The organism is Bradyrhizobium sp. WCU1, assembly GCF_053474805.1.
Window position 1 is genome coordinate 5,294,422 of sequence record NZ_CM130280.1, and the last position, 20,153, is coordinate 5,314,574.

Genomic DNA, 20,153 nt, shown 5'->3' on the forward strand with positions numbered 1-20,153 from the left:
TAAGGCAGAGGCTGCATGCGCCGTGCATTGCCGAAGTGAGTCGGTCGAGTGTCCAATGGACCCAGCGTGCCGACGCTGATTCGATCCTAGGACGCTCTGGTTACGACTCGTGTCAGTCGTGCGGCGATACATATCGTGGAGATAGGGATCATGTACAACGATTCTTTGTTCAACGCCTTCGCAAGGTCGTTTGAAGCGCGAAGCCAGACCGACATGTCGATGGCCGAGTATCTGGAGTCGTGTCGAAGTGATCCGATGCGATACGCCAATGCGGCCGAGCGGTTATTAGCGGCAATCGGTGAGCCCCAGATGATCGACACGGCCAAGGACCCACGCCTTGGCCGTATCTTTTTGAACCGTACGATCCGGTCGTATCCGGCCTTCGCCGGCTTCTACGGCATGGAGGACACGATCGAGCGCCTCGTCGGCTTCTTCCGCCACGCCGCGCAGGGCCTCGAAGAGCGCAAGCAGATCCTCTATCTGCTCGGACCGGTCGGCGGCGGCAAGTCCTCGCTCGCCGAGCGCATCAAGGCGCTGATGGAAATCCATCCGATCTACGTGCTGAAGGCGGGTGACGAATTGTCGCCGGTGTTCGAGAGCCCGCTCGGGCTGTTCGACCCCGAGCAGCTCGGTCCGATGATCGAGGAGAAGTACGGCATTCCGCGCCGCCGGCTGAGCGGGCTGATGTCACCCTGGGCCTACAAGCGGCTCGAGGCCTTCGGCGGCGACATCTCGCAGTTCCGCGTCGCGCGCATCCAGCCCTCGCGGCTGCGCCAGATCGCGGTCGCCAAGACCGAGCCCGGCGACGAGAACAACCAGGACATCTCCTCGCTGGTCGGCAAGGTCGACATCCGCAAGCTCGAGACCTACGCCCAGAACGATCCGGACGCCTACAGCTATTCCGGCGGCCTTAACCGCGCCAACCAGGGCGTGCTCGAGTTCGTCGAAATGTTCAAGGCGCCGATCAAGATGCTGCACCCGCTGCTGACCGCGACGCAGGAGGGCAACTACATCGGCACCGAAAACATCGGTGCGATCCCGTTCACCGGCATCATCCTCGCGCACTCCAACGAAGCCGAGTGGCAGAGCTTCAAGACCAACAAGAACAACGAGGCCTTCATCGACCGCATCTGCGTCATCAAGGTCCCGTACTGCCTGCGGGTCACCGAGGAGCAGAAGATCTACGAGAAGCTGATCCAGGGCTCCGAGCTCGCCGCAGCGCCCTGCGCGCCGGCGACGCTGGAAACGCTGGCCCGCTTCTCGGTGATGTCGCGGCTGCGCAAGCACGAGAACTCGACGCTGTTCGGCAAGATGCGGGTGTATGACGGCGAGAGCCTGAAGGAGTCCGATCCGAAGGCGCGCAGCGTGCAGGAGTACAAGGACGCCGCCGGCGTCGACGAGGGCATGGACGGCGTCTCCACCCGCTTCGCCTTCAAGGTGCTGGCCTCGACCTTCAACCACGACACCACGGAGGTCGGCGCCGACGCGGTGCACCTGATGTATGTGCTGGAGATGGCGATCCGCCGCGAGCAGCTGCCTGACGAGACCGAGAAGCGCTATCTCGAATTCATCAAGGCCGACCTTGCGCCGCGCTATGCCGAGTTCATCGGCAACGAGATCCAGAAGGCCTATCTGGAATCCTATGCCGACTACGGCCAGAACCTGTTCGACCGCTACGTCGACTACGCCGACGCCTGGATCGAGGATCAGGACTTCAAGGATCCCGACACCGGCCAGCTGATGAACCGCGAGCTTCTGAATCAGGAGCTGACCAAGATCGAGAAGCCGGCCGGCATCGCCAACCCGAAGGACTTCCGCAACGAGGTCGTCAAGTTCTCGCTGCGTTCGCGGGCGCACAATGGCGGCAAGAACCCGAGCTGGACCTCCTACGAAAAGGTTCGCGACGTGATCGAGAAGCGGATATTCTCGCAGGTCGAGGATCTGCTTCCGGTGATCTCGTTCGGCTCCAAGAAGGACGGCGAGACCGAGAAGAAGCACGGCGAGTTCGTCGAGCGGATGGTGGAGCGCGGTTATACCGAGCGCCAGGTCCGCCGGCTCGTCGAGTGGTACATGCGGGTGAAGCAGGCCGGCTAGAGCATGATCCGAAGAGATCATGCTCGAGCAAGAATCCAGTGTACGATCCGGAAAGCCGGCAGCGGCTTTCCGTCTCGTCCGGTTCCGTCCAATAAGAATGCGATGCGACTGTGATGATCGCATCCGGCGCGAGGCAGATGCAAAGTGGTCATGCACATCGTCGATCGGCGGTTGAATCCGGGTAGCAAGAGCCTGGAGAACCGTCAGCGGTTCCTGCGGCGCGCCAAGGCGCTGGTGCAGGGAGCCGTCAAGAAGTCGTCACAGGACCGGGACATCAAGGATGTCCTGGAGGGCGGCGAGGTGACCATCCCGCTGGACGGCATGGACGAGCCGCGGTTCCGGCGCGAGGGCGGCACGCGTGACATGGTGCTGCCCGGCAACAAGAAGTTCGTCGAGGGCGACTGGCTGCAGCGCCCGAACCAGAGCGGCGCCAAGGGCTCCGGCGCCGGCGAGGGCGACAGCGAAGACGCCTTCCGCTTCGTGCTGAGCCGCGAGGAGTTCGTCGACCTCTTCCTCGACGATCTCGAGCTGCCCGATCTCGCCAAGCGCAAGCTCGCGGAAACCGAGAGCGAGGGCATCCAGCGCGCCGGCTATGCGACCTCGGGCTCGCCCGCCAACATCTCGATCAGTCGCACGGTGAGCCGGGCGCTGGCGCGCCGCGTGGCGCTGCGCCGGCCGCGCAAGGACGAGATCGAGGCGCTCGAGGCCGAGCTTGCCGCGTGCGAAGACGATACGCGCCGCCGCGAGCTGCTTGCGCTGCTCGAAGCGCTGAAGGCCAAGGCCAAGCGGATCCCGTTCATCGATCCGATCGACATTCGCTACCGGCGCTTCGAGACGGTGCCGAAGCCGGTGGCGCAGGCCGTGATGTTCTGCCTGATGGACGTCTCGGGCTCGATGTCCGAGCACATGAAGGATCTCGCGAAGCGGTTCTACATGCTGCTCTACGTCTTCCTGAAGCGGCGCTACAAGCACGTCGAGATCGTGTTCGTCCGGCACACCGACCGCGCCGAGGAGGTGGACGAGGATACGTTCTTCCATGGACCGGCGTCCGGCGGCACGCTGGTGTCGAGCGCGCTGGTTGCGATGAACGACATCGTGCGCACCCGCTTCCGCCCCGCCGACTGGAACATCTACGCGGCCCAGGCTTCGGACGGCGACAACATGACCTCCGACAGCGGGCTGACCGGGCATCTCTTGACCGACAAGATCCTGCCGGTGTGCCAGTTCTTCGCCTATCTCGAGGTCGGCGAGGCCGCCAACTACACCTTCGACATGCCGGACTCCTCGCTCTGGACGCTCTATGAGCGTCTTCGCAACGACGGCGCGCCGTTGTCGATGCGCAAGGTGAGCGAACGCGGCGAGATCTTCCCGGTGTTCCAGGACCTGTTCAAGCGCCGTACCACCAGCCAGGAAAGGGTATAGTTGATGGGATCTTCCGGCGAACGGCTGTTCGAGGGCGCCGACTGGGATTTCCAGACGCTGCAGCGGATTCACGACGCCTGCGAGGAGGTCGCGCGCAAGGAGCTCGGGCTCGACGTCTATCCCAACCAGATCGAGGTGATCACCGCCGAGCAGATGCTCGACGCCTATTCCTCGGTCGGCATGCCGCTGTTCTACAAGCACTGGTCGTTCGGCAAGCAGTTCGCATTCCAGGAAGCGTCCTATCGCAAGGGCCTGATGGGCCTCGCCTATGAGATCGTGATCAATTCCTCGCCGTGCATCTCCTATCTGATGGAGGAGAACACCGCGACGATGCAGACGCTGGTGATCGCGCATGCGGCGTTCGGGCACAATCACTTCTTCAAGAACAACTATCTGTTCAAGCAGTGGACCGACGCCGACGGCATCCTCGACTATCTCGAATTCGCCAAGGGCTACATCGCCGCCTGCGAGGACCGCCACGGCCGCGAGACGGTGGAGCGGACGCTGGATGCCGCGCATGCGCTGATGTCGCATGGCGTCGACCGCTATCCCGGCAAGAAGACGCTCGACCTGCGCGCCGAGGAGAAGCGTGCCGGCGAGCGCCGCCAGCACGAAGAGGCCGTGTTCAACGATCTGTGGCGGACGGTGCCGAACACCAAGGCCAAGAGCAAGGCTGCGCTGACTGCCGAGCGCCGCCGCGCGCTGCTCGGTCTGCCGCAGGAGAACATCCTCTATTTCCTGGAGAAGACCGCGCCGCGGCTTGCGCCCTGGCAGCGCGAGCTCATTCGCATCGTGCGTCATATCGCGCAGTATTTCTACCCGCAGGGCCAGACCAAGGTGATGAACGAGGGCACCGCGACCTACGTCCATTACCGCATCATGAGCCGGCTGCATCAGCAGGGCCGGATCACCGACGGAAATTTCCTCGAATTCCTGCAGTCGCACACCAACGTAGTGTTCCAGCCCGAGTTCGACGACCGCCGCTATTCCGGCTTCAACCCTTACGCGCTCGGTTTCGCCATGATGCAGGACATCGAGCGGATCGTGAAGAATCCGGAGGACGAGGATCGCGACTGGTTCCCCGACATTGCCGGCAAGGGCGACGTCGAAGGCGTGCTGCGCGAGATCTGGAGCAACTACCGCGACGAGAGTTTCATCAACCAGTTCCTCAGCCCGGCGCTGATCCGGCGCTTCCGCATGTTCCATCTGCACGACGACCCCGCCGAAAGCCAGGGGATCAAGGTCGATGCGATTCATGACGAGCGTGGCTACCGCCGGGTGCGGCGCGAACTGGCGCGGCAATACGACGTCGGCTTCGTCGACGCCAATATCGAGGTCGTCGATGTCGACCTCGACGGCGATCGTCGCCTGATGCTGCGTCACACCACCGTGAAGGGCGCGCAGCTCAACGAGACCGACACGCGCCGCGTGCTGCAGCATCTCGCTGATCTGTGGTCCTACGACGTCGCGCTGACCGAAGTCGACGGTGCCGACAAGGTGCTGAAGGAATACGTCGTCAGCCCGCGCGCAGCGGCGGTCGCGGCTTGAGCATGGCGCTCATGCAGCGACAAGCGAGCTGACCGCGGCGTGGAATGCACGTCTCGCTCGGTGGACCTTCATTTCTATCGAAGGCCCACATCATGAACATCCCGGCAACATTTTCGGATTTGAAGCGCATCACGTTCCGCGCGCGAGCGTGATTGCCGGCTTGCGGAAATTTCGCTGCCGTCTTGGTGATTGCCTGCGCGGGCGCGATTGATAAGGTGCGCCGCGTCAAGAAAACCAAGAAAAGGATACGCTCTTGTCAACTCGCTCCCGCCTGGCGGGTCTTCTCGCCGTCACCGCGCTCATGGCTGCGTCGATCTCGTCATCCATTGCGGCCGATTCCGCGATCAAGATTGGAAATACCGCGCCCTATAGCGGCCCTGCGTCGGCCTACGGCACCATCGCGCGCGCCGAGGCCGCCTACTTCCAGATGCTCAACGATCAGGGCGGCATCAACGGCCGCAAGATCGAGTTCGAGAGCCTCGACGACGGCTATTCGCCGTCGAAGACGGTCGAGCAGACCCGCAAGCTGGTCGAGCAGGACGAGGTGCTCGCGATCTTCAGCGCGGTCGGCACCGCGCCGAACATCTCGGTGCAGAAGTATCTCAACATCAAGAAGGTCCCCCAGCTGTTCGTGTCGTCGGGCGCGACGCGCTGGAACGATCCGAAGCAGTTCCCGTGGACGGTCGGCTTCAATCCGACCTACGAGCTCGAAGGCCGGCTCTATGCAAAGTACATCCTGAAGACCAAGCCGGACGCCAAGATCGCCGTCATCACGCCGAACGAAGACGCCGGTAAAGACTATCTCAGGGGCTTCAAGGACGGGCTCGGCGAGCACGTCGGCCAGATCGTCGCCGAGACCACATACCTCACCACCGATCCGACCATCGATTCCCAGATGGTGACGATGCGCGAGTCCGGCGCGGATGTGTTCTTCGCCGAGGCGACGCCGAAATTCGCCGCGCAAGCGCTGCGCAAGGCGGCGAGCATGGGCTGGAAGCCGCTGACCATCCTGCCGACAGTCTCCAACTCGGTCTCCGCGGTGCTCGAGCCGGCCGGGCTCGAGAACGTCATCGGTGTCGTGACCGGGCTCTACCTGAAGGACCCGACCGATCCGCGCTGGGCCGACGACGCCGGGCAGCAGGAGTTCTCGGCCTGGATGAAGAAGTATCAGCCCAATGCGAGCCCGGGCGATCTGTTCAATGTGCAGGGCTACACGGTCGCGCAGGTCATGACGGCGGTGCTGAAGAACTGCAACGGCGACTACAGCCGCGACAACATCATCAAACAGGCGACCAATCTGAAGCCGCTCGAATTGCCGATGCTGCTGCCGGGCATCAAGGTGCAGACCGAGTCCGACAACGTGACGCCGATCCGCCAGATCCAGATGGCGCGGTTCGACGGCAAGTCCTGGGCGCTGTTCGGCGATGTGCTGAGCGACAAGTAGCCGTCAATAGCTCCGCCGTCGTCCCTGCGAAAGCAGGGACCCATACGCCGCGGCTGTTGTTATGAATGGGACTCGTCGTTCCAGCGTAGCTCGACGATCTGCATCGGTGGTTATGGGTCCCTGCGTTCGCACTAGGGCATGCACAGATCTCTGAGGGACCATCCAGCGGCTGCGGCGTGGAAGTATTGCAGGCCGTGTTTCATAGTGATGGGGCCCGGCGGTTTGGACGATGGATAGCCGTCCCAGCCGCCGAGCCGGCCGATAATCCAGGCGGCCCAAGCGAGGCTGTCAGGCGGGTGCGGGTTTCTCAGCCGCTTGCTTTGGGCTTCGAGGTTGCGATTGAGGGCGGCAAGTGTAGCGACTTCCCCAGCATTGAAGGCAATTCGGACAGACTGGTTGTCGCGACCATCGCGCGCCTGCACAAGCTGAAGGGAGATGACTGCCGCCTTGGCCGCGATCGCGACCAGCTTGAGAAGCCGCTCGGCGGTCCCGATCTGACTGTCTTCGAGCTTGAGGCCTTGTGTCTTCAAGATGCGGAAGAACTGCTCGATCAGCCACCGCCGCTTGTACCATTCGATAATGCGCCAGGCCTCTTCTGCATTCGTCACCGGATGCGTGGTGAGCAGCCGCCAGTGCAGCGGCTCGATCCCGGCCTGCGGCTCGATCTCGCGCACATCGACCAGGATCAAGGGTAGGCTTTTCGGCAGATGGCGCAGGAACTTGGTTTGCGGTCGGGCCAGTTCGACGGCGCCGAAGCGCAGATCGAGAAGCGCAGCCCGCTCAGGCCGTTGTGCTCGCGCAGGCAATACGATGGTCCGTTGTTCGATGCTGGTCATGGCCTCGCTGGCCGCATACAGGCCACAGCCATCCGCCAGCTTGCGATCATGCATGCTCCGGGCAATGACGTGGAACTGGTGTTCTGCGGCGCAGGCGTAGAGCGCGAAGATGTCGCTCTCGCGGTCGCCCAGCATGGTCACCATCGCAGCCTTCGCCAACAGCGGCTTGGCTGCCAGAGCGGTCGCGATCCAGCGTTGCGATTCTTTGTCCTTCAGATCGCGATTGTCGTGCGAGACGGTGCGGCGGCCCTGGCGGGTCCAGATCTCGCCGTGCAACAGGCCAAGGCAGCAGCCGCTTTCCGCGTCTGCGGCCAGCATCGGGTGCAGCAACACCCCGCGGGTGTTGCCATGACCGATCTCGCCCAAGCCACGCCGGTTTTGTGCCTTGGTGGCAAAATTGATCTCGCTGGTATCCTGGATCGCCAGCACATGGCGGCCTTCGGCCGCCATTACCGTACCATCGCTCCAGCTTTCGATTATCCGCGTCGTCGTCACCTTGGCATTGCCGAGAAAGCGGTTGAAGCGCACCTCCCGGGCACGCATGCCTCCTGCCAGCCGTCGCAGGCAGACATCCTTGCCCGCGACCATGCATTCGACGAGCGCCGCCCCCCTTTATCGAGGCGGAGATCCCCGAACCGACCTAATGACCAGTCAATTTGCGCCAGCATGTCGACACCTCCGCCAAAGCCGAAGTGCCGCAATATGAATCACACGAAATACCGATTCGGGAATCCCCACCCAACTAGATGTGTGCATGCCCTAGTGCGTTCGCAGGGACGACACGGAGTTTGTTGTACATCCTTGCCGCCTCATTATGACGGCGAGAATGAGCGCTTACCGTAGGCTGGCGTTGATCTTGTCCAGCACGGCCGAGCCGGGGCACAGCGCCTGCTCATCCATTGCGTTGAGCGGCGTCTCGACGGTGTCGAGATGGGTGTGCAGATCCTCGGCGTCCGGATCGACGTAGAGCAGGCCGGTGACGATCTGGCCCTTGGCCGCATGCTTCTGCAGGAAGGTCATCGCGCCGAGCCGATCATGCGGATCGTAGTCGGCGTCGAGTTTGCGCAGCGCGAGGCGCGAACCGTCATGCTGCTCGACCACCTGCACGGTGCCGGGCGCGTAATCGACGCTGATCGGCTCGCGGCCGACCAGCACGTCGAGCCGGTTCACCGCATCATTGTGCTCGCGGACATAGTCGAAGCTCTTGGTCGAGCCGGCGTGATTGTTGAAGGCGATGCAGGGGCTGATCACGTCGATGAAGGACGCGCCCTTGTGGCGGATCGCGGCCGCGATCAGCGGCACCAATTGCGTCTTGTCGCCCGAGAAGCTGCGCGCCACGAAGGTGGCCCCGAGCTGCAATGCGATCGCAACCAGGTCGATCGCATTGTCGGTGTTGGTGACGCCCTTCTTGGACTTCGAGCCGCGGTCGGCGGTCGCCGAGAACTGGCCCTTGGTCAGGCCATACACTCCGTTGTTCTCGACGATATAGGTCATGTTGACCGCGCGCCGGATCGAATGCGCGAACTGGCCGAAGCCGATCGATGCGCTGTCGCCGTCGCCGGAGACGCCGAGATAGATCAGGTCGCGGTTGGCGAGGTTGGCGCCGGTTAGCACCGACGGCATGCGGCCGTGCACCGAGTTGAAGCCGTGCGAATTGCCGAGGAAATAGTCCGGGGTCTTCGACGAGCAGCCGATGCCGGAAATCTTCGCCACCCGGTGCGGCTCGATCGAGAGCTCGTAGCAGGCCTCGATGATCGAGGCGGTGATCGAATCGTGGCCGCAGCCGGCGCACAGCGTCGAGATCTTGCCCTCGTAGTCGCGATGGGTATAGCCCAGCTCGTTCTTCTTCAGGCCGGGGTGATGAAACTTCGGCTTTGCAATGTAGGTCATGTCACGGCCTTGCGGAGAGGGGTCACCTTGAGGTGGTCCTGGTGGTCGCCGATCGCGTTGGCGATGAAGCGTGCGGTGATCGGCGTGCCGTCATAGTGCAGGATCGGCACCAGCCTGACGGGGTCGATGCCGTTCTCGTTGACGATCAGCTGACGCAGCTGCGCGTCGCGGTTCTGCTCGACCACATAGACGAAGTCGTGGTCGGCGATGAAGCTCGCGACGCTGGAGTGGAACGGGAAGGCGCGGATGCGCATGCGGTCGAGCTGATGGCCGCGCGCCTCCAGTATCCCGATCGCCTCGTCCATCGCCGGCGAGGTCGAGCCGAAATACAGCACGCCGTATTTGGTCGGCTTGGCCGCGTTGGCCTGCAGCGGCCGCGGCACCATGTCCTGCGCGGTCTCGAACTTGCGCACCAGGCGCTGCATGTTGTCGGCGTAGACGGCGCCTTCCTCGGAATAGCGCGCATAGCGGTCGCGCGAGGTGCCGCGGGTGAAATAGGAGCCCTTGGTCGGATGGGTGCCGGGATAGGTGCGATAGGGGATGCCGTCGCCGTCGACGTCGAGATAGCGGCCGAAGTCGCGGCCTTCCTCGAGCATCTCCGCGGTCATCACCTTGCCGCGGTCATATTGCTTCGCATCGTCCCACTTCAGCGGGCGGCACAGCCGGTGATTCATGCCGATGTCGAGATCGAGCATCAGGAAGATCGTGGTCTGCAGCCGCTCGGCGAGGTCGAATGCGGCGGCGGCGAATTCGAACGCCTCGGCCGGATCTTCCGGGAACAGCAGCACGTGCTTGGTGTCGCCGTGCGAGGCATAGGCGCAGGCGATCACGTCGCATTGCTGGGTGCGGGTCGGCATGCCGGTCGAGGGGCCGGCGCGCTGGATGTTCATGATCACGGCCGGGATCTCGGCGAAATAGGACAGGCCGATGAATTCGGTCATCAGCGAGATGCCCGGACCCGAGGTCGCGGTGAAGGCCCGCGCCCCGTTCCAGGAGGCGCCGATCACGATGCCGATCGAGGCGAGCTCGTCCTCGCCCTGCACGATGGCGTATTTCGCCTTGCCGGTCTCGGGATCGTGGCGATACTTCTTGCAGTGGCTGGTGAAGGCTTCCGCCACCGACGATGACGGCGTGATCGGATACCAGGCGCACACGGTGGCGCCGCCATAGACGGCGCCGAGCGCGGCGGCGCTGTTGCCTTCGATGAAGATGCGGTCGCCGACCTTGTCGGATTTCTTCACCCGCAGCCCGAGCGGGCATTTCAGGTTCTGCAGCGCCCAGTCGCGGCCGAGATGCAGCGCATGGACGTTGGAGGAGAGCAGCTTCTCCTTGCCCTTGTACTGCTCGCCGATCAGCTGCTCGACCACCTTGGGATCGAGGTCGAGCAGGGCGCAGAGCGCGCCGAGATAGATGATGTTCTTGAACAGCTGGCGCTGCCGAGGATCGGTGTAGGTCGAGTTGGTGATCGCGGTCAGCGGCACGCCGATGACCGTGATGTCCTCGCGGAATTTCGACGACGGCATCGGCTTGGTCGAATCGTAGAACAGATAGCCGCCGGGCTCGATCGAGGCGACGTCCTTGTCCCAGGTCTGCGGATTCATCGCCACCATCATGTCGACGCCGCCGCGGGCACCGAGATGGCCGTCCTCGGTGACGCGCACCTCATACCAGGTCGGCAGGCCTTGGATGTTGGACGGGAAGATGTTGCGTGGCGAGACCGGCACGCCGTGACGCAGGATCGAACGCGCGAACAGTTCGTTCGCGGAAGCCGAGCCCGAACCGTTGACGTTGGCGAAGCGGACGACGAAGTCGTTTACGCTGCTGATCGGGCTTTGGACTGACATGTTGATCCCGCTTGAGCCATATCGATGAGGTACTTCTGCATGTCCCAGGCGCCGGTCGGGCAGCGCTCGGCACACAGTCCGCAATGCAGGCAGACGTCTTCGTCCTTCACCATCACGCGGCCGGTCTTCAGGTCACCGGAAACGTACAGCGCCTGGTCGTGATGCGGCGAAGGGGCCTTCAGCCGTTGCCGCAAATCATCCTCTTCGCCGTTCTCGGTGAAGCTGATGCAGTCCATCGGGCAGATGTCGACGCAGGCGTCGCATTCGATGCAGAGCGGCGCGGAGAATACCGTCTGCACGTCGCAATTCAGGCAGCGCTGCGCCTCGCCGAGCGCGAGCTTGAGGTCGTAACCGAGCTCGACTTCGGCGCGGATGTCCTTCAGCGCCACCACCTTGTCGCGATGCGGCACCTTGAAGCGCTTGTCGGCGGAGATGTCGTTGTCGTAGCTCCACTCGTGGATGCCCATCTTCTGCGAGGAGACGTGCACCTCGGGCAGCGGACGCTCGTTGATGTCCTCGCCGGACAGCATCTTGTGGATCGACAGCGCGGCGTCATGGCCGTGCGCCACCGCCCAGATGATGTTCTTCGGCCCGAACGCCGCGTCGCCGCCGAAGAACACCTTCGGATTGGTCGAGACGAACGTCTTGGGGTCGACCTTCGGCATGTGCCACTTGTCGAATTCGATGCCGCAATCGGCTTCGATCCAGGGGAACGCGTTCTCTTGGCCGACCGCAACGAGCACATCGTCGCAGGGGATGGTCTCGTCCGGCTCGCCCGAGGGCACCAGATTGCGCCGGCCCTTGTCGTCGTATTCGGCCCGGACCTTCTGGAAGGTGACGCCGATCAGCTTGCCGGCGACATGCTTGAATGCCACCGGCACCATGTAGTTGAGGATCGGGATGTCCTCGTGGATGGCGTCTTCCTTCTCCCACGGCGAGGCCTTCATCTCCTCGAAGCCGGAGCGGACGACCACCTTGACGGCCTCGCCGCCGAGCCGGCGCGCGGTGCGGCAGCAATCCATCGCGGTGTTGCCGCCGCCGAGCACGATGACGCGGCGGCCGATCTTTTCGACATGGCCGAACGAGACGTTGGCGAGCCACTCGATGCCGATATGGATGTTGGCGCCGGCTTCCTTGCGGCCGGGAATGTCGAGCTCGCGGCCGCGCGGCGCGCCGCTTCCGACGAAGATCGCGTCGTAGTTCTCGGAGAGCAGTTGCTTCAGGCTGTCGACGCGCTGGCCGCCCTTGAACTCGACGCCGAGGTTGAGGACGTAGTCGGTCTCCTCGTCGATCACGCTGTCGGGCAGGCGGAATTTCGGAATCTGGCTGCGCATCATGCCGCCGGCCTTGGGATCGCCGTCGAACACGGTGCAGTGATAGCCGAGCGGCGCGAGATCGCGCGCCACGGCAAGCGAAGCAGGGCCGCCGCCGACCAGCGCGATGCGCTTGCCGTTCTTCGGCCCCGGCTTCGGCAGCCGATGCTTGATGTCGTCCTTGAAGTCGGCGGCGACGCGCTTCAGGCGGCAGATCGCGACCGGATTGTCCTCGACCCGGCCGCGGCGGCACGCCGGCTCGCATGGACGGTCACAGGTGCGCCCGAGAATCCCGGGGAACACGTTGGACTTCCAATTGATCATGTAGGCGTCGCTGTAACGCCCCTCAGCAATCAACCGGATGTACTCGGGAACGGGGGTGTGTGCGGGACAGGCCCATTGGCAATCGACTACTTTATGAAAGTAATCCGGCGCCGAGATATCAGTCGGTTTCATTCCTACCTTTGACCCGCGCAAAAATGCCTGACCGCGCGGCCTTATCGTTGACGACGAACGCTCACGTGGCGTTGTTCCGGTTTTTGAATTGGATCATAGGTTTATCTTATTAGAGCCGTTCCAGAGAAGGCAAAGGCTAAATTGTCCGATCATCTGCTTTCGCGCGGCTGATGCGCGTGTAGCGTTAATCTCGATTGCGTTATGTGGCGGTGCAGCATGTGCGCACCGCCAATCTGCGTTGCTAGCCGCGCGGAAGATCGCTCTTCACGATATCCCACAGCAATCGATAGACGCCGCTGGTGACCACCATCGGTTTCAAGGCTGCGTTGCCCGTGATGACGGCCGCGGCCGCAGGGACTGCGCCGACGTCGGTGGCGTCGATCAAGACGAACCAGTCACCGGCGCCGGGATCGGCTTTGCCAGCGTCCGGCGTCAGCGGCTTCGACAGCACGGGATCGTTCTCCAGGAGATGCATCGAGATGATGCCATCACGCGCGGCGGGATCGAGTTGCTCCCGCAATGCAGCGCGGAGCCGGTCCGCTCCTTCGGCCGGCGGGCGGAGGCGGATGATGCCGAGCGCGGCGCCTCGGCCGACGCCGCGGCTGATGGTGATGCGCGCCACCCCGCGGATCATGTTCTGGAAGCGCGCGATGTTGGTCTTCGACCAGTCGGTCTGGTTGGCGAGCGCCTTGCGGTAGGCCGGGCTCTCAAGCACCTCGAAGGTGGTGGTGGAGTAGAGGCTGAGATATTTCGGCTTGCCGTCATGGGCGACGTAGCGGCGGGCCTCCTCGAATCCCTCGATCGCGACACGTTCTTCGAGATGCTCGCGGTCGTACCAGCGGTTGAATTCAGCTTCGTGTAAGCTGTCGATATCCATCGAGGTCAGCAGCATGCCTTGTCCGGCGATTGGCATCGGGTGCTCCTTTTTTGCCTTGTTTTATCTGCACAATATCGCCGACCGGCGCCGGCCGGGGAAGCCGGATCCGGGCGCCGCGGGCGGCTCAGACCAAGGATTGCCACAATTGCCGCAATCCTGTTCAGCGCGCATTCACGGAAGTAGCCTTTCCATCCGTTACGCCAACTCTCGAGAAGAAAAGGGACGACCACTATGGCGCGCATTCTGTGGGCTTTGATCGTCGGTCTGGTGTCGTTCGCCGCGCTTCCTGTCCATGCGGAGGACCAGGAGAAGCGCCTCGCGCTCGTCGTCGGCAACGGCGCCTACCAGGCCGGCGCGCTGCAGACCGCCGCAAACGACGCCGGACTGGTGGCGCAGACCTTGCAGGCCGCCGGCTTCGACGTGATCGGGGCGCGCGATCTCGATAGCGAGACGCTCCGCAAGTCGTTCCGCGACTTCATCCAGAAGGTGCAGGACGCCGGACCGAACGCCGTCGCCTTCGTCTACCTCGCCGGCTACGGCGTGCAACTCACCGGCGAGAACTACTTCGTGCCGGTCGACGCCAAGATCGCCCGCGACACCGACGTGCCGGTCGAGGCGATCCGCATCTCCGACTACAGCCATCTGCTCTCGGCATTGCCGATCAAGGCCGGCGTGATCGTGCTCGATGCGGCGCGCAGCAATCCCTTCGCCAAGGACGGCCAGCCGCTGGCCGGCGGCCTCGCGCTGGTCGATCCCGAACCGAAGATGCTGATCGCCTTCAATTCGGCGCCGGGCACCGTCGCCCCCGACGGCGCGCCGCCTTACGGGCCCTACGCGCAGGCGCTGGCGGAAATGATTCGCGCCGGCGGCCTGACCTTGCCCGAGGTGTTCGACCGCGTTCGCCTGCGGGTCAACGAAATGACCAAGGGCGCCGAGATCCCGTGGAATGCGCAGAAGGTCGACGCGCCCTTCATGTTCTTCGAGCGCAAGCCGGATGCGCCGCCGCAGCAGGTCGATGCCGGACTGCGCACCAAGCCGATCCGCGATTTCCCGGCGCAGGATGCCTATGCGGCGGCGCTGGAGCGCGACACGCTGCAAGGCTATGAGGATTACCTGCAGGCCTATCCGACCGATCCGCTGGCCAAGCGGGTGCGCGCGATCGTGGCGGCGCGGCGCGAGGCGATCACCTGGCGGCGCACCTACAACGCCGACACGGCCGACGCGTATTGGTCGTATCTGCGGCGTTATCCGCGCGGGCCGCATGCTTACGACGCAAGGCGCCGGCTCGCCTATCTGTCGGCCGCGCTGGAGCCGCCGCCGCAGTTCGCGGCGATCGATTACGACGTGCCGCCGCCGCCGCCCGACGAGATCGTCTATGTCGACCGTCCGGTGCTCTACTACAGCGATCCGGTGTTCGCCTTCGCGCCGCCGCCGCCGCCGCCGGTGTTCTTCCTGCCGCCGCCGCCGCCGGACTTCGTCGTGCTGCCGCCGCCGCCGCCGCCGATCGGCCTGTTCGTGCTGCCGACGCCGTTCTTCGTGGCGATGCCGGCCTATGTCGCCGCGCCGGCCTATGTGGTGCCGCCGCAGAACAACATCGTGTTCAACAACATCCACAACACGACGGTCATCAACACCGTCATCAACAATCCCAACCCCACGCCGGCGCAGCTCCATGCCGCCGGGGTGACCGCAGCGATGGGCGGGGCGCCGGTCACGGCGGCTCCGCAACTGCCGGCCGCCGCGATGCAGCGCGCCAACCTGGTGCAACCAGGCGGTCCGCAAGGCGCGACGCCGGCGCAAGGCGCGATGGGAGCCCCTGGCGCGGCGCCCAACGCCGCCACCACGCCGAACGCGATGGGCGCTCCGGGCGCGCACACTTTGCCGGGCGCGAAGAATGGACCGCCGCTGCCGCAGTCGGCGACCGCGCCGGCCAACGCCACGCAGCAGCATGGCGCCGCCCAGCCGGGCGTCATGCAGCCGGGCGCCGCGCAGCCCGGCTCTACGCAACCCGGGGCGAAGCCGAATGCGCCAGCGCCAGGCAAGCCGGCGACGGCGATGGCGCCTGCCAACGCGCAACCTGCGCCTCCAGCCAAGCCCGGCGTTGCACCGACAGCAAACGCGCCGGCCTCGCCCGCGACCGCCGGCAAACCAGGACGGCAGCAACAGCTCATGCATGCCACGACCGCGCCGACCGCAAACGTAAAGCCCGCAACCGCGGCAGGGCCGGCGAGCCGCGCGGCACCGGCACGGACGACGCCGGCTGCGCGTTCGGCACCGGCGCATGCCGCGGTGTCGCCGCCGCCGGTCTCGCGGCCCGCGCCGGCACGGGCCGCAGCGCCGCCGCCGCCGCGTGCCGCAGCCGTGCAGCCGCGTCCGGCACCGGCGCCGGCCCCACGTGCTGCGCCGCCGCCACCGCGGCCGGCGATGCAGGCGCAACGCGCAGCACCGCCGCCGCGGATGGCAGCGCCGCCGCCAAGGCCCGCGGCACCAGCCCGCGCCGCGCCGGCGTGCCCTCCCGGCAAATGCAAACACTGAGGGCGTGACACCATGAGCCGAGCAGGTCAGCCTTTGATGAGCACCACGGCCACACTCGGATCGCGGACAGTCGCGAAACTGATGATCGGCACGATCGCCGCGCTGGTGGCATATCACCAGCCGGCACGGGCGGCCGAGCTTGCCGCGCAGGACATCGCGCTGCTCGATCGCCTGACCTGGGGCGTCAACGCGTCCAGCGCGGCGCATCTGCGAGAGGTCGGCACCGAGCGCTGGTTGCAGGAGCAACTGCATCCGGCTGGCACCGTATTGCCGGACGCCGTCCAGAAGCAGATCGAGGCGATGCCGGACGTGCATCGCTTCCCGTTCGACATCGCGGCCTCGTTCGACCAGCAAGGCAAATCCGCCAACCAGGTAGCCGATCCGGAGCAGAAGAAGGCGGCGCAACAGGTCTATCAGCAGGCCATGAACGACCGCGCCAGGCAGGCCGCGGCCCGCACCATCCTGCGCGCGCTTTATGCTCCGGATCAATTGCGCGAACGCCTGACCTGGTTCTGGTTCAACCACTTCAACGTTCACCAGTACAAGGCCAACATCCGCGTCTTGGTCGGCGACTACGAGGACCGCGCGATCCGCGCCAACGCGCTCGGCAAGTTCCGCAACCTGCTGTCGGCGACGCTGCATCATCCGGTGATGCTGCGATACCTCGACAACGCCGATAACGCGGCCGGTCACCTCAACGAGAACTACGCCCGCGAGATCATGGAGCTGCATACCATGGGCGTCGGCTCAGGCTACACCCAGGCCGATGTCGAGGCGCTGGCGCGGATCCTCACCGGCGTCGGCATCGACTTCAAGTCGGAGGATCCGAAGCTGAAGCCCGAGCAGCAGTCGCAGCTGGTTCGCGAAGGTGCCTTCGAGTTCAATCCGGCGCGCCACGATTTCGGCGACAAGGCTTTCTTGGGCCATCAGATCAAGGGCCGCGGCCTCGCCGAGGTCGATGAGGCCCTCGACATTCTCTGCCATCATCCCGCGACCGCCACGCACATCGCAAAGCAGCTGGCGACCTATTTCGTGTCCGACAATCCGCCGCCGGCGCTGGTGCAGCAGATGGCGCAGACCTTCCAGAAGACCGACGGCGATATCGCGGCCGTGATGTCGACGCTGGTTCATGCGCCGGAATTCACCGCGAGCCTGAAGGGCGGCGCCAAGTTCAAGGACCCGATGCTCTACGTGATGTCGTCGGTGCGGCTCGCCTACGACAACAAGGTGATCCTCAATACGTTGCCGATCCAGGGCTGGCTCAATCGCCTGTCCGAAGGTCTGTTCAATCACGAGACGCCCGACGGCTATTCGATGCTGTCGGCGGCCTGGAACGGTCCCGGGCAGATGATGCTGCGTTTCGAGATCGCGCGCGCGATCGGCTCGGGATCGGCCGGACTGTTCAAGCCGAACGAGCCCAATGCCGTCGACCAGCCGGCGTTTCCGCTCGTGATGAACGGGCTCTATTTCAGCAACATCAGGCAGACGCTGAGCCCGACCACGCTCGCCGCGCTCGACCAGGCGGTCTCACCGCAGGACTGGAACACGCTGTTTCTGTCGTCACCCGAGTTCATGCACTGAAAGGGAGGTTCGACGATGAACCGCCGCGAACTGATCAAGGCCTTCGCCGCTTCCACCTCGCTCACCCTGGCCGGCCGGGTCTGGGCGGCGCCGGCCACCGACGCGCGCATGCTGGTGGTGTTCCTGCGCGGCGCCTACGACGCCGCCAACGTGGTGGTGCCGGTCGGCAGCGAGTTCTACTACGCCTCGCGCCCGACGCTTGCGGTGGCGCGGCCCGATGCGGGCAATCCCAACGCCGCGCTGGCGCTCGACGCCGGATGGGGACTGCATCCGGCGCTGCGCGATTCGATCTATCCGCTGTGGGCCAAGCGCGAGATCGCGTTCGTGCCGTTTGCCGGCACCAGCGACGACCTTTCGCGCAGCCATTTCGAAACCCAGGACACGATCGAACTCGGCCAGGCGGTCGGCGGCAGCCGCGACTATCGCTCCGGCTTCATGAGCCGGCTCGCGACCGAGCTGACGCGGGTGAAGCCGATCTCCTTCACCGACCAGCTGCCGCTGATCTTCCGCGGCCAGAACCAGATCCCGAACATCGGCATCGCCAGCGTCAGCAAGCCGGGTGTCGACGACCGCCAGGCGCGGCTGATCAGGGACATGTACGGCAAGGGCGACCTCGCCAACTCGGTGTCCGAAGGTTTTCGCGTCCGCGACGACGTCTACAAGTCGGTCTCCGAGGAGATGATGGCGGCGAACCGCGGCGCGGTGTCGCCGCGCGGCTTCGAACTGTCGGCGCGGCGGATCGGCCGCCTGATGCGCGAGCAGTTCAACCTCGGCTTCGTCGACGTCGGCGGCTGGGACACCCACGTCAACCAGGGCGCCGCGACCGGCTATCTCGCCGACCGTCTCGGCGAACTGGGCCGGGGCCTTGCCGGCTTCTCCGAAGAGATCGGCCCTCAGATGTGGCGCGACACCGTCGTGGTCGTGATCTCCGAGTTCGGCCGCACCTTCCGCGAGAATGGCGACCGCGGCACCGATCATGGCCATGGCAGCGTCTACTGGGTGATGGGCGGCGGCATCAATGGCGGCCGGATGGCCGGCGAGCAGGTCCAGGTCGCCCAGGCGACGCTGTTCCAGAACCGCGACTTTCCTGTGCTGACCGATTACAAGGCGTTCTTCGCCGGCCTGATCCAGCACGTCTACGGCCTGCAGCAGGCGAGCCTCGAGCGCATCTTCACCGGCATCAAGCCGAAGGACCTGAACCTGGTTTGAAGTGGCACTGCAAAAATATCGAAAACAACCCCATGCAAAGGAGCGACAGGTTGCCGGGGTTCGACCCGGCGACTTGACACGTCGGGCAAATCAACAGTACACTTCTATTATTCAGAAATCTTGCATGGCTGCCGGTATGGCCGGCGAACCGGTCCAGGCCGCGCGGGCGACGCTGTCCCGCTTAGGCTCATGCCTGGGATGCAGCCAACCGGGAGGCAAGCAAGCCATGATGGGACGGTTTTTCTCACGGCGGGCCGCCCTCACGGCGGCGTTCCTGTTAACTCTGGAAGCGGCAGCACCCGCCGCGCATGCGGCCGACGTCAAGGTCATGAGCACGGTCGCGCTCACCCCCACACTCGGCGAACTGATCCCGAAGTTCGAGAGCGGCAGCGGCAACAAGCTAATCGTCGTCTACAGCACGATCGCCGATCTGAAGAAGCGGATCGAGGCGGGCGAAACCGCAGATGTGATGATCCTGTCGCGCGCGGCCCTCGACGGTCTCTTGACCCAGGGCAAGGTTGCCGAGGGCAGCATCGTCAACGTGGGCCGCTCTTATGTCGCCGTCGGGGTTCGTACCGGTGCGCCCAAGCCCGACATCGGCACGGTGGAGCAACTGAAGACTGCGCTTCTCGCCGCCAAATCGATCTCCTACGCCGATCCAGCGAAGGGCGGTGCCAGTGGCGTCTATTTCGCCAAGGTCATCGATCGTCTCGGCATCGCCGAGCAGATGAAATCCAAGACGGTCCTGGTGCCGGGCGCCGAAGCGGGCGAACTCGTCGCCAAGGGCGAAGTCGAAATGGGCGTCGCACAGGCCTCGGAAATTGCCGCGGTTCCGGGGGCTCAGGTGGTCGGCCCTCTGCCCGGTGATTTGAACAGCGTGATCGTCTTCGCGGTCGGCATCGGATCCACGAGCAAGGATCCGGCAGCCGCCAGATCGCTGATCGAGCTCCTCACCGGTCCGACCGGTTCCGCCGTGCTCAAGTCCAAGGGAATGGATCCGGCCTAGGCGTCAAGGAGATTTTCGACCCCGGCTGACGAAGAACTTTTTCTCCACCTTCCTGCGGTATGCCAAAGTCTTATCCGGGCGTACGACGGGACAAGGGA

The 20,153-nt window shown here is 64.6% G+C and carries 13 protein-coding genes; 8 read left to right on the forward strand and 5 right to left on the reverse strand.

Features of this window, described 5'->3' with window-relative positions:
* The first annotated feature begins 150 nt into the window (after positions 1-150).
* The 4 genes from ACTUWL_RS24445 to ACTUWL_RS24460 all read left to right on the forward strand — a co-directional run bounded on the left by ACTUWL_RS24445 (position 151) and on the right by ACTUWL_RS24460 (position 6,508).
* Positions 151-2,094 (forward strand): PrkA family serine protein kinase, encoded by a 1,944-nt coding sequence (locus tag ACTUWL_RS24445; protein WP_021080883.1) that lies wholly within the window; start codon positions 151-153, stop codon positions 2,092-2,094.
* A gap of 150 nt (positions 2,095-2,244) precedes the next feature.
* On the forward strand, positions 2,245-3,516 hold the full coding sequence (locus ACTUWL_RS24450; RefSeq protein WP_035652585.1) for a YeaH/YhbH family protein: 1,272 nt from the start codon (positions 2,245-2,247) through the stop codon (positions 3,514-3,516).
* A gap of 3 nt (positions 3,517-3,519) precedes the next feature.
* Positions 3,520-5,064: a SpoVR family protein gene (locus tag ACTUWL_RS24455; protein WP_021080881.1), complete on the forward strand. Its 1,545-nt coding sequence runs from the start codon at positions 3,520-3,522 to the stop codon at positions 5,062-5,064.
* Positions 5,065-5,317: 253 nt separating this feature from the next.
* Positions 5,318-6,508 (forward strand): ABC transporter substrate-binding protein, encoded by a 1,191-nt coding sequence (locus ACTUWL_RS24460; RefSeq protein ID WP_106940516.1) that lies wholly within the window; start codon positions 5,318-5,320, stop codon positions 6,506-6,508.
* Positions 6,509-6,639: 131 nt separating this feature from the next.
* Here ACTUWL_RS24460 and ACTUWL_RS24465 read toward each other — a convergent pair whose 3' ends face one another.
* The 5 genes from ACTUWL_RS24465 to ACTUWL_RS24485 form a co-directional block, all read right to left on the reverse strand.
* Positions 6,640-7,932 carry an IS4 family transposase gene (locus tag ACTUWL_RS24465; RefSeq protein ID WP_110201936.1) on the reverse strand — a complete coding sequence of 431 codons (1,293 nt, stop codon included), beginning with the start codon at positions 7,930-7,932 and terminating at the stop codon, positions 6,640-6,642.
* Positions 7,933-8,178: 246 nt separating this feature from the next.
* The gene (locus ACTUWL_RS24470; RefSeq protein WP_021082264.1) at positions 8,179-9,234 is read right to left on the reverse strand and encodes a 2-oxoacid:ferredoxin oxidoreductase subunit beta; all 1,056 of its coding nucleotides are present in this window, start codon (positions 9,232-9,234) and stop codon (positions 8,179-8,181) included.
* Positions 9,231-11,078, reverse strand: a complete 1,848-nt coding sequence (locus ACTUWL_RS24475) for a 2-oxoacid:acceptor oxidoreductase subunit alpha (protein ID WP_021082265.1) — start codon at positions 11,076-11,078, stop codon at positions 9,231-9,233. The genes ACTUWL_RS24470 and ACTUWL_RS24475 overlap by 4 nt, the downstream gene beginning before the upstream one ends.
* Positions 11,048-12,847 carry an FAD-dependent oxidoreductase gene (locus ACTUWL_RS24480; protein WP_021082266.1) on the reverse strand — a complete coding sequence of 600 codons (1,800 nt, stop codon included), beginning with the start codon at positions 12,845-12,847 and terminating at the stop codon, positions 11,048-11,050. Before ACTUWL_RS24480 ends, ACTUWL_RS24475 begins: the two co-directional genes overlap by 31 nt.
* Before the next feature lie 241 nt (positions 12,848-13,088).
* The gene (locus ACTUWL_RS24485; RefSeq protein WP_021082267.1) at positions 13,089-13,760 is read right to left on the reverse strand and encodes a DUF4286 family protein; all 672 of its coding nucleotides are present in this window, start codon (positions 13,758-13,760) and stop codon (positions 13,089-13,091) included.
* 195 nt (positions 13,761-13,955) lie between these two features.
* Here ACTUWL_RS24485 and ACTUWL_RS24490 point away from each other — a divergent pair, with 195 nt between their 5' ends.
* The 4 genes from ACTUWL_RS24490 to ACTUWL_RS24505 all read left to right on the forward strand — a co-directional run bounded on the left by ACTUWL_RS24490 (position 13,956) and on the right by ACTUWL_RS24505 (position 20,055).
* Positions 13,956-16,259, forward strand: a complete 2,304-nt coding sequence (locus ACTUWL_RS24490) for a caspase family protein (RefSeq protein WP_106940507.1) — start codon at positions 13,956-13,958, stop codon at positions 16,257-16,259.
* 36 nt (positions 16,260-16,295) lie between these two features.
* Entirely contained in the window at positions 16,296-17,840 is a 1,545-nt protein-coding gene (locus ACTUWL_RS24495; RefSeq protein ID WP_021080066.1) for a DUF1800 domain-containing protein, read from the forward strand.
* Positions 17,841-17,855: 15 nt separating this feature from the next.
* Positions 17,856-19,049, forward strand: a complete 1,194-nt coding sequence (locus tag ACTUWL_RS24500; RefSeq protein WP_021080065.1) for a DUF1501 domain-containing protein — start codon at positions 17,856-17,858, stop codon at positions 19,047-19,049.
* Between the two features lie 124 nt (positions 19,050-19,173).
* A complete protein-coding gene (locus tag ACTUWL_RS24505) occupies positions 19,174-20,055 on the forward strand; it encodes a molybdate ABC transporter substrate-binding protein (protein ID WP_106940505.1) in 882 nt (293 codons plus the stop codon).
* Positions 20,056-20,153 lie beyond the last annotated feature (98 nt).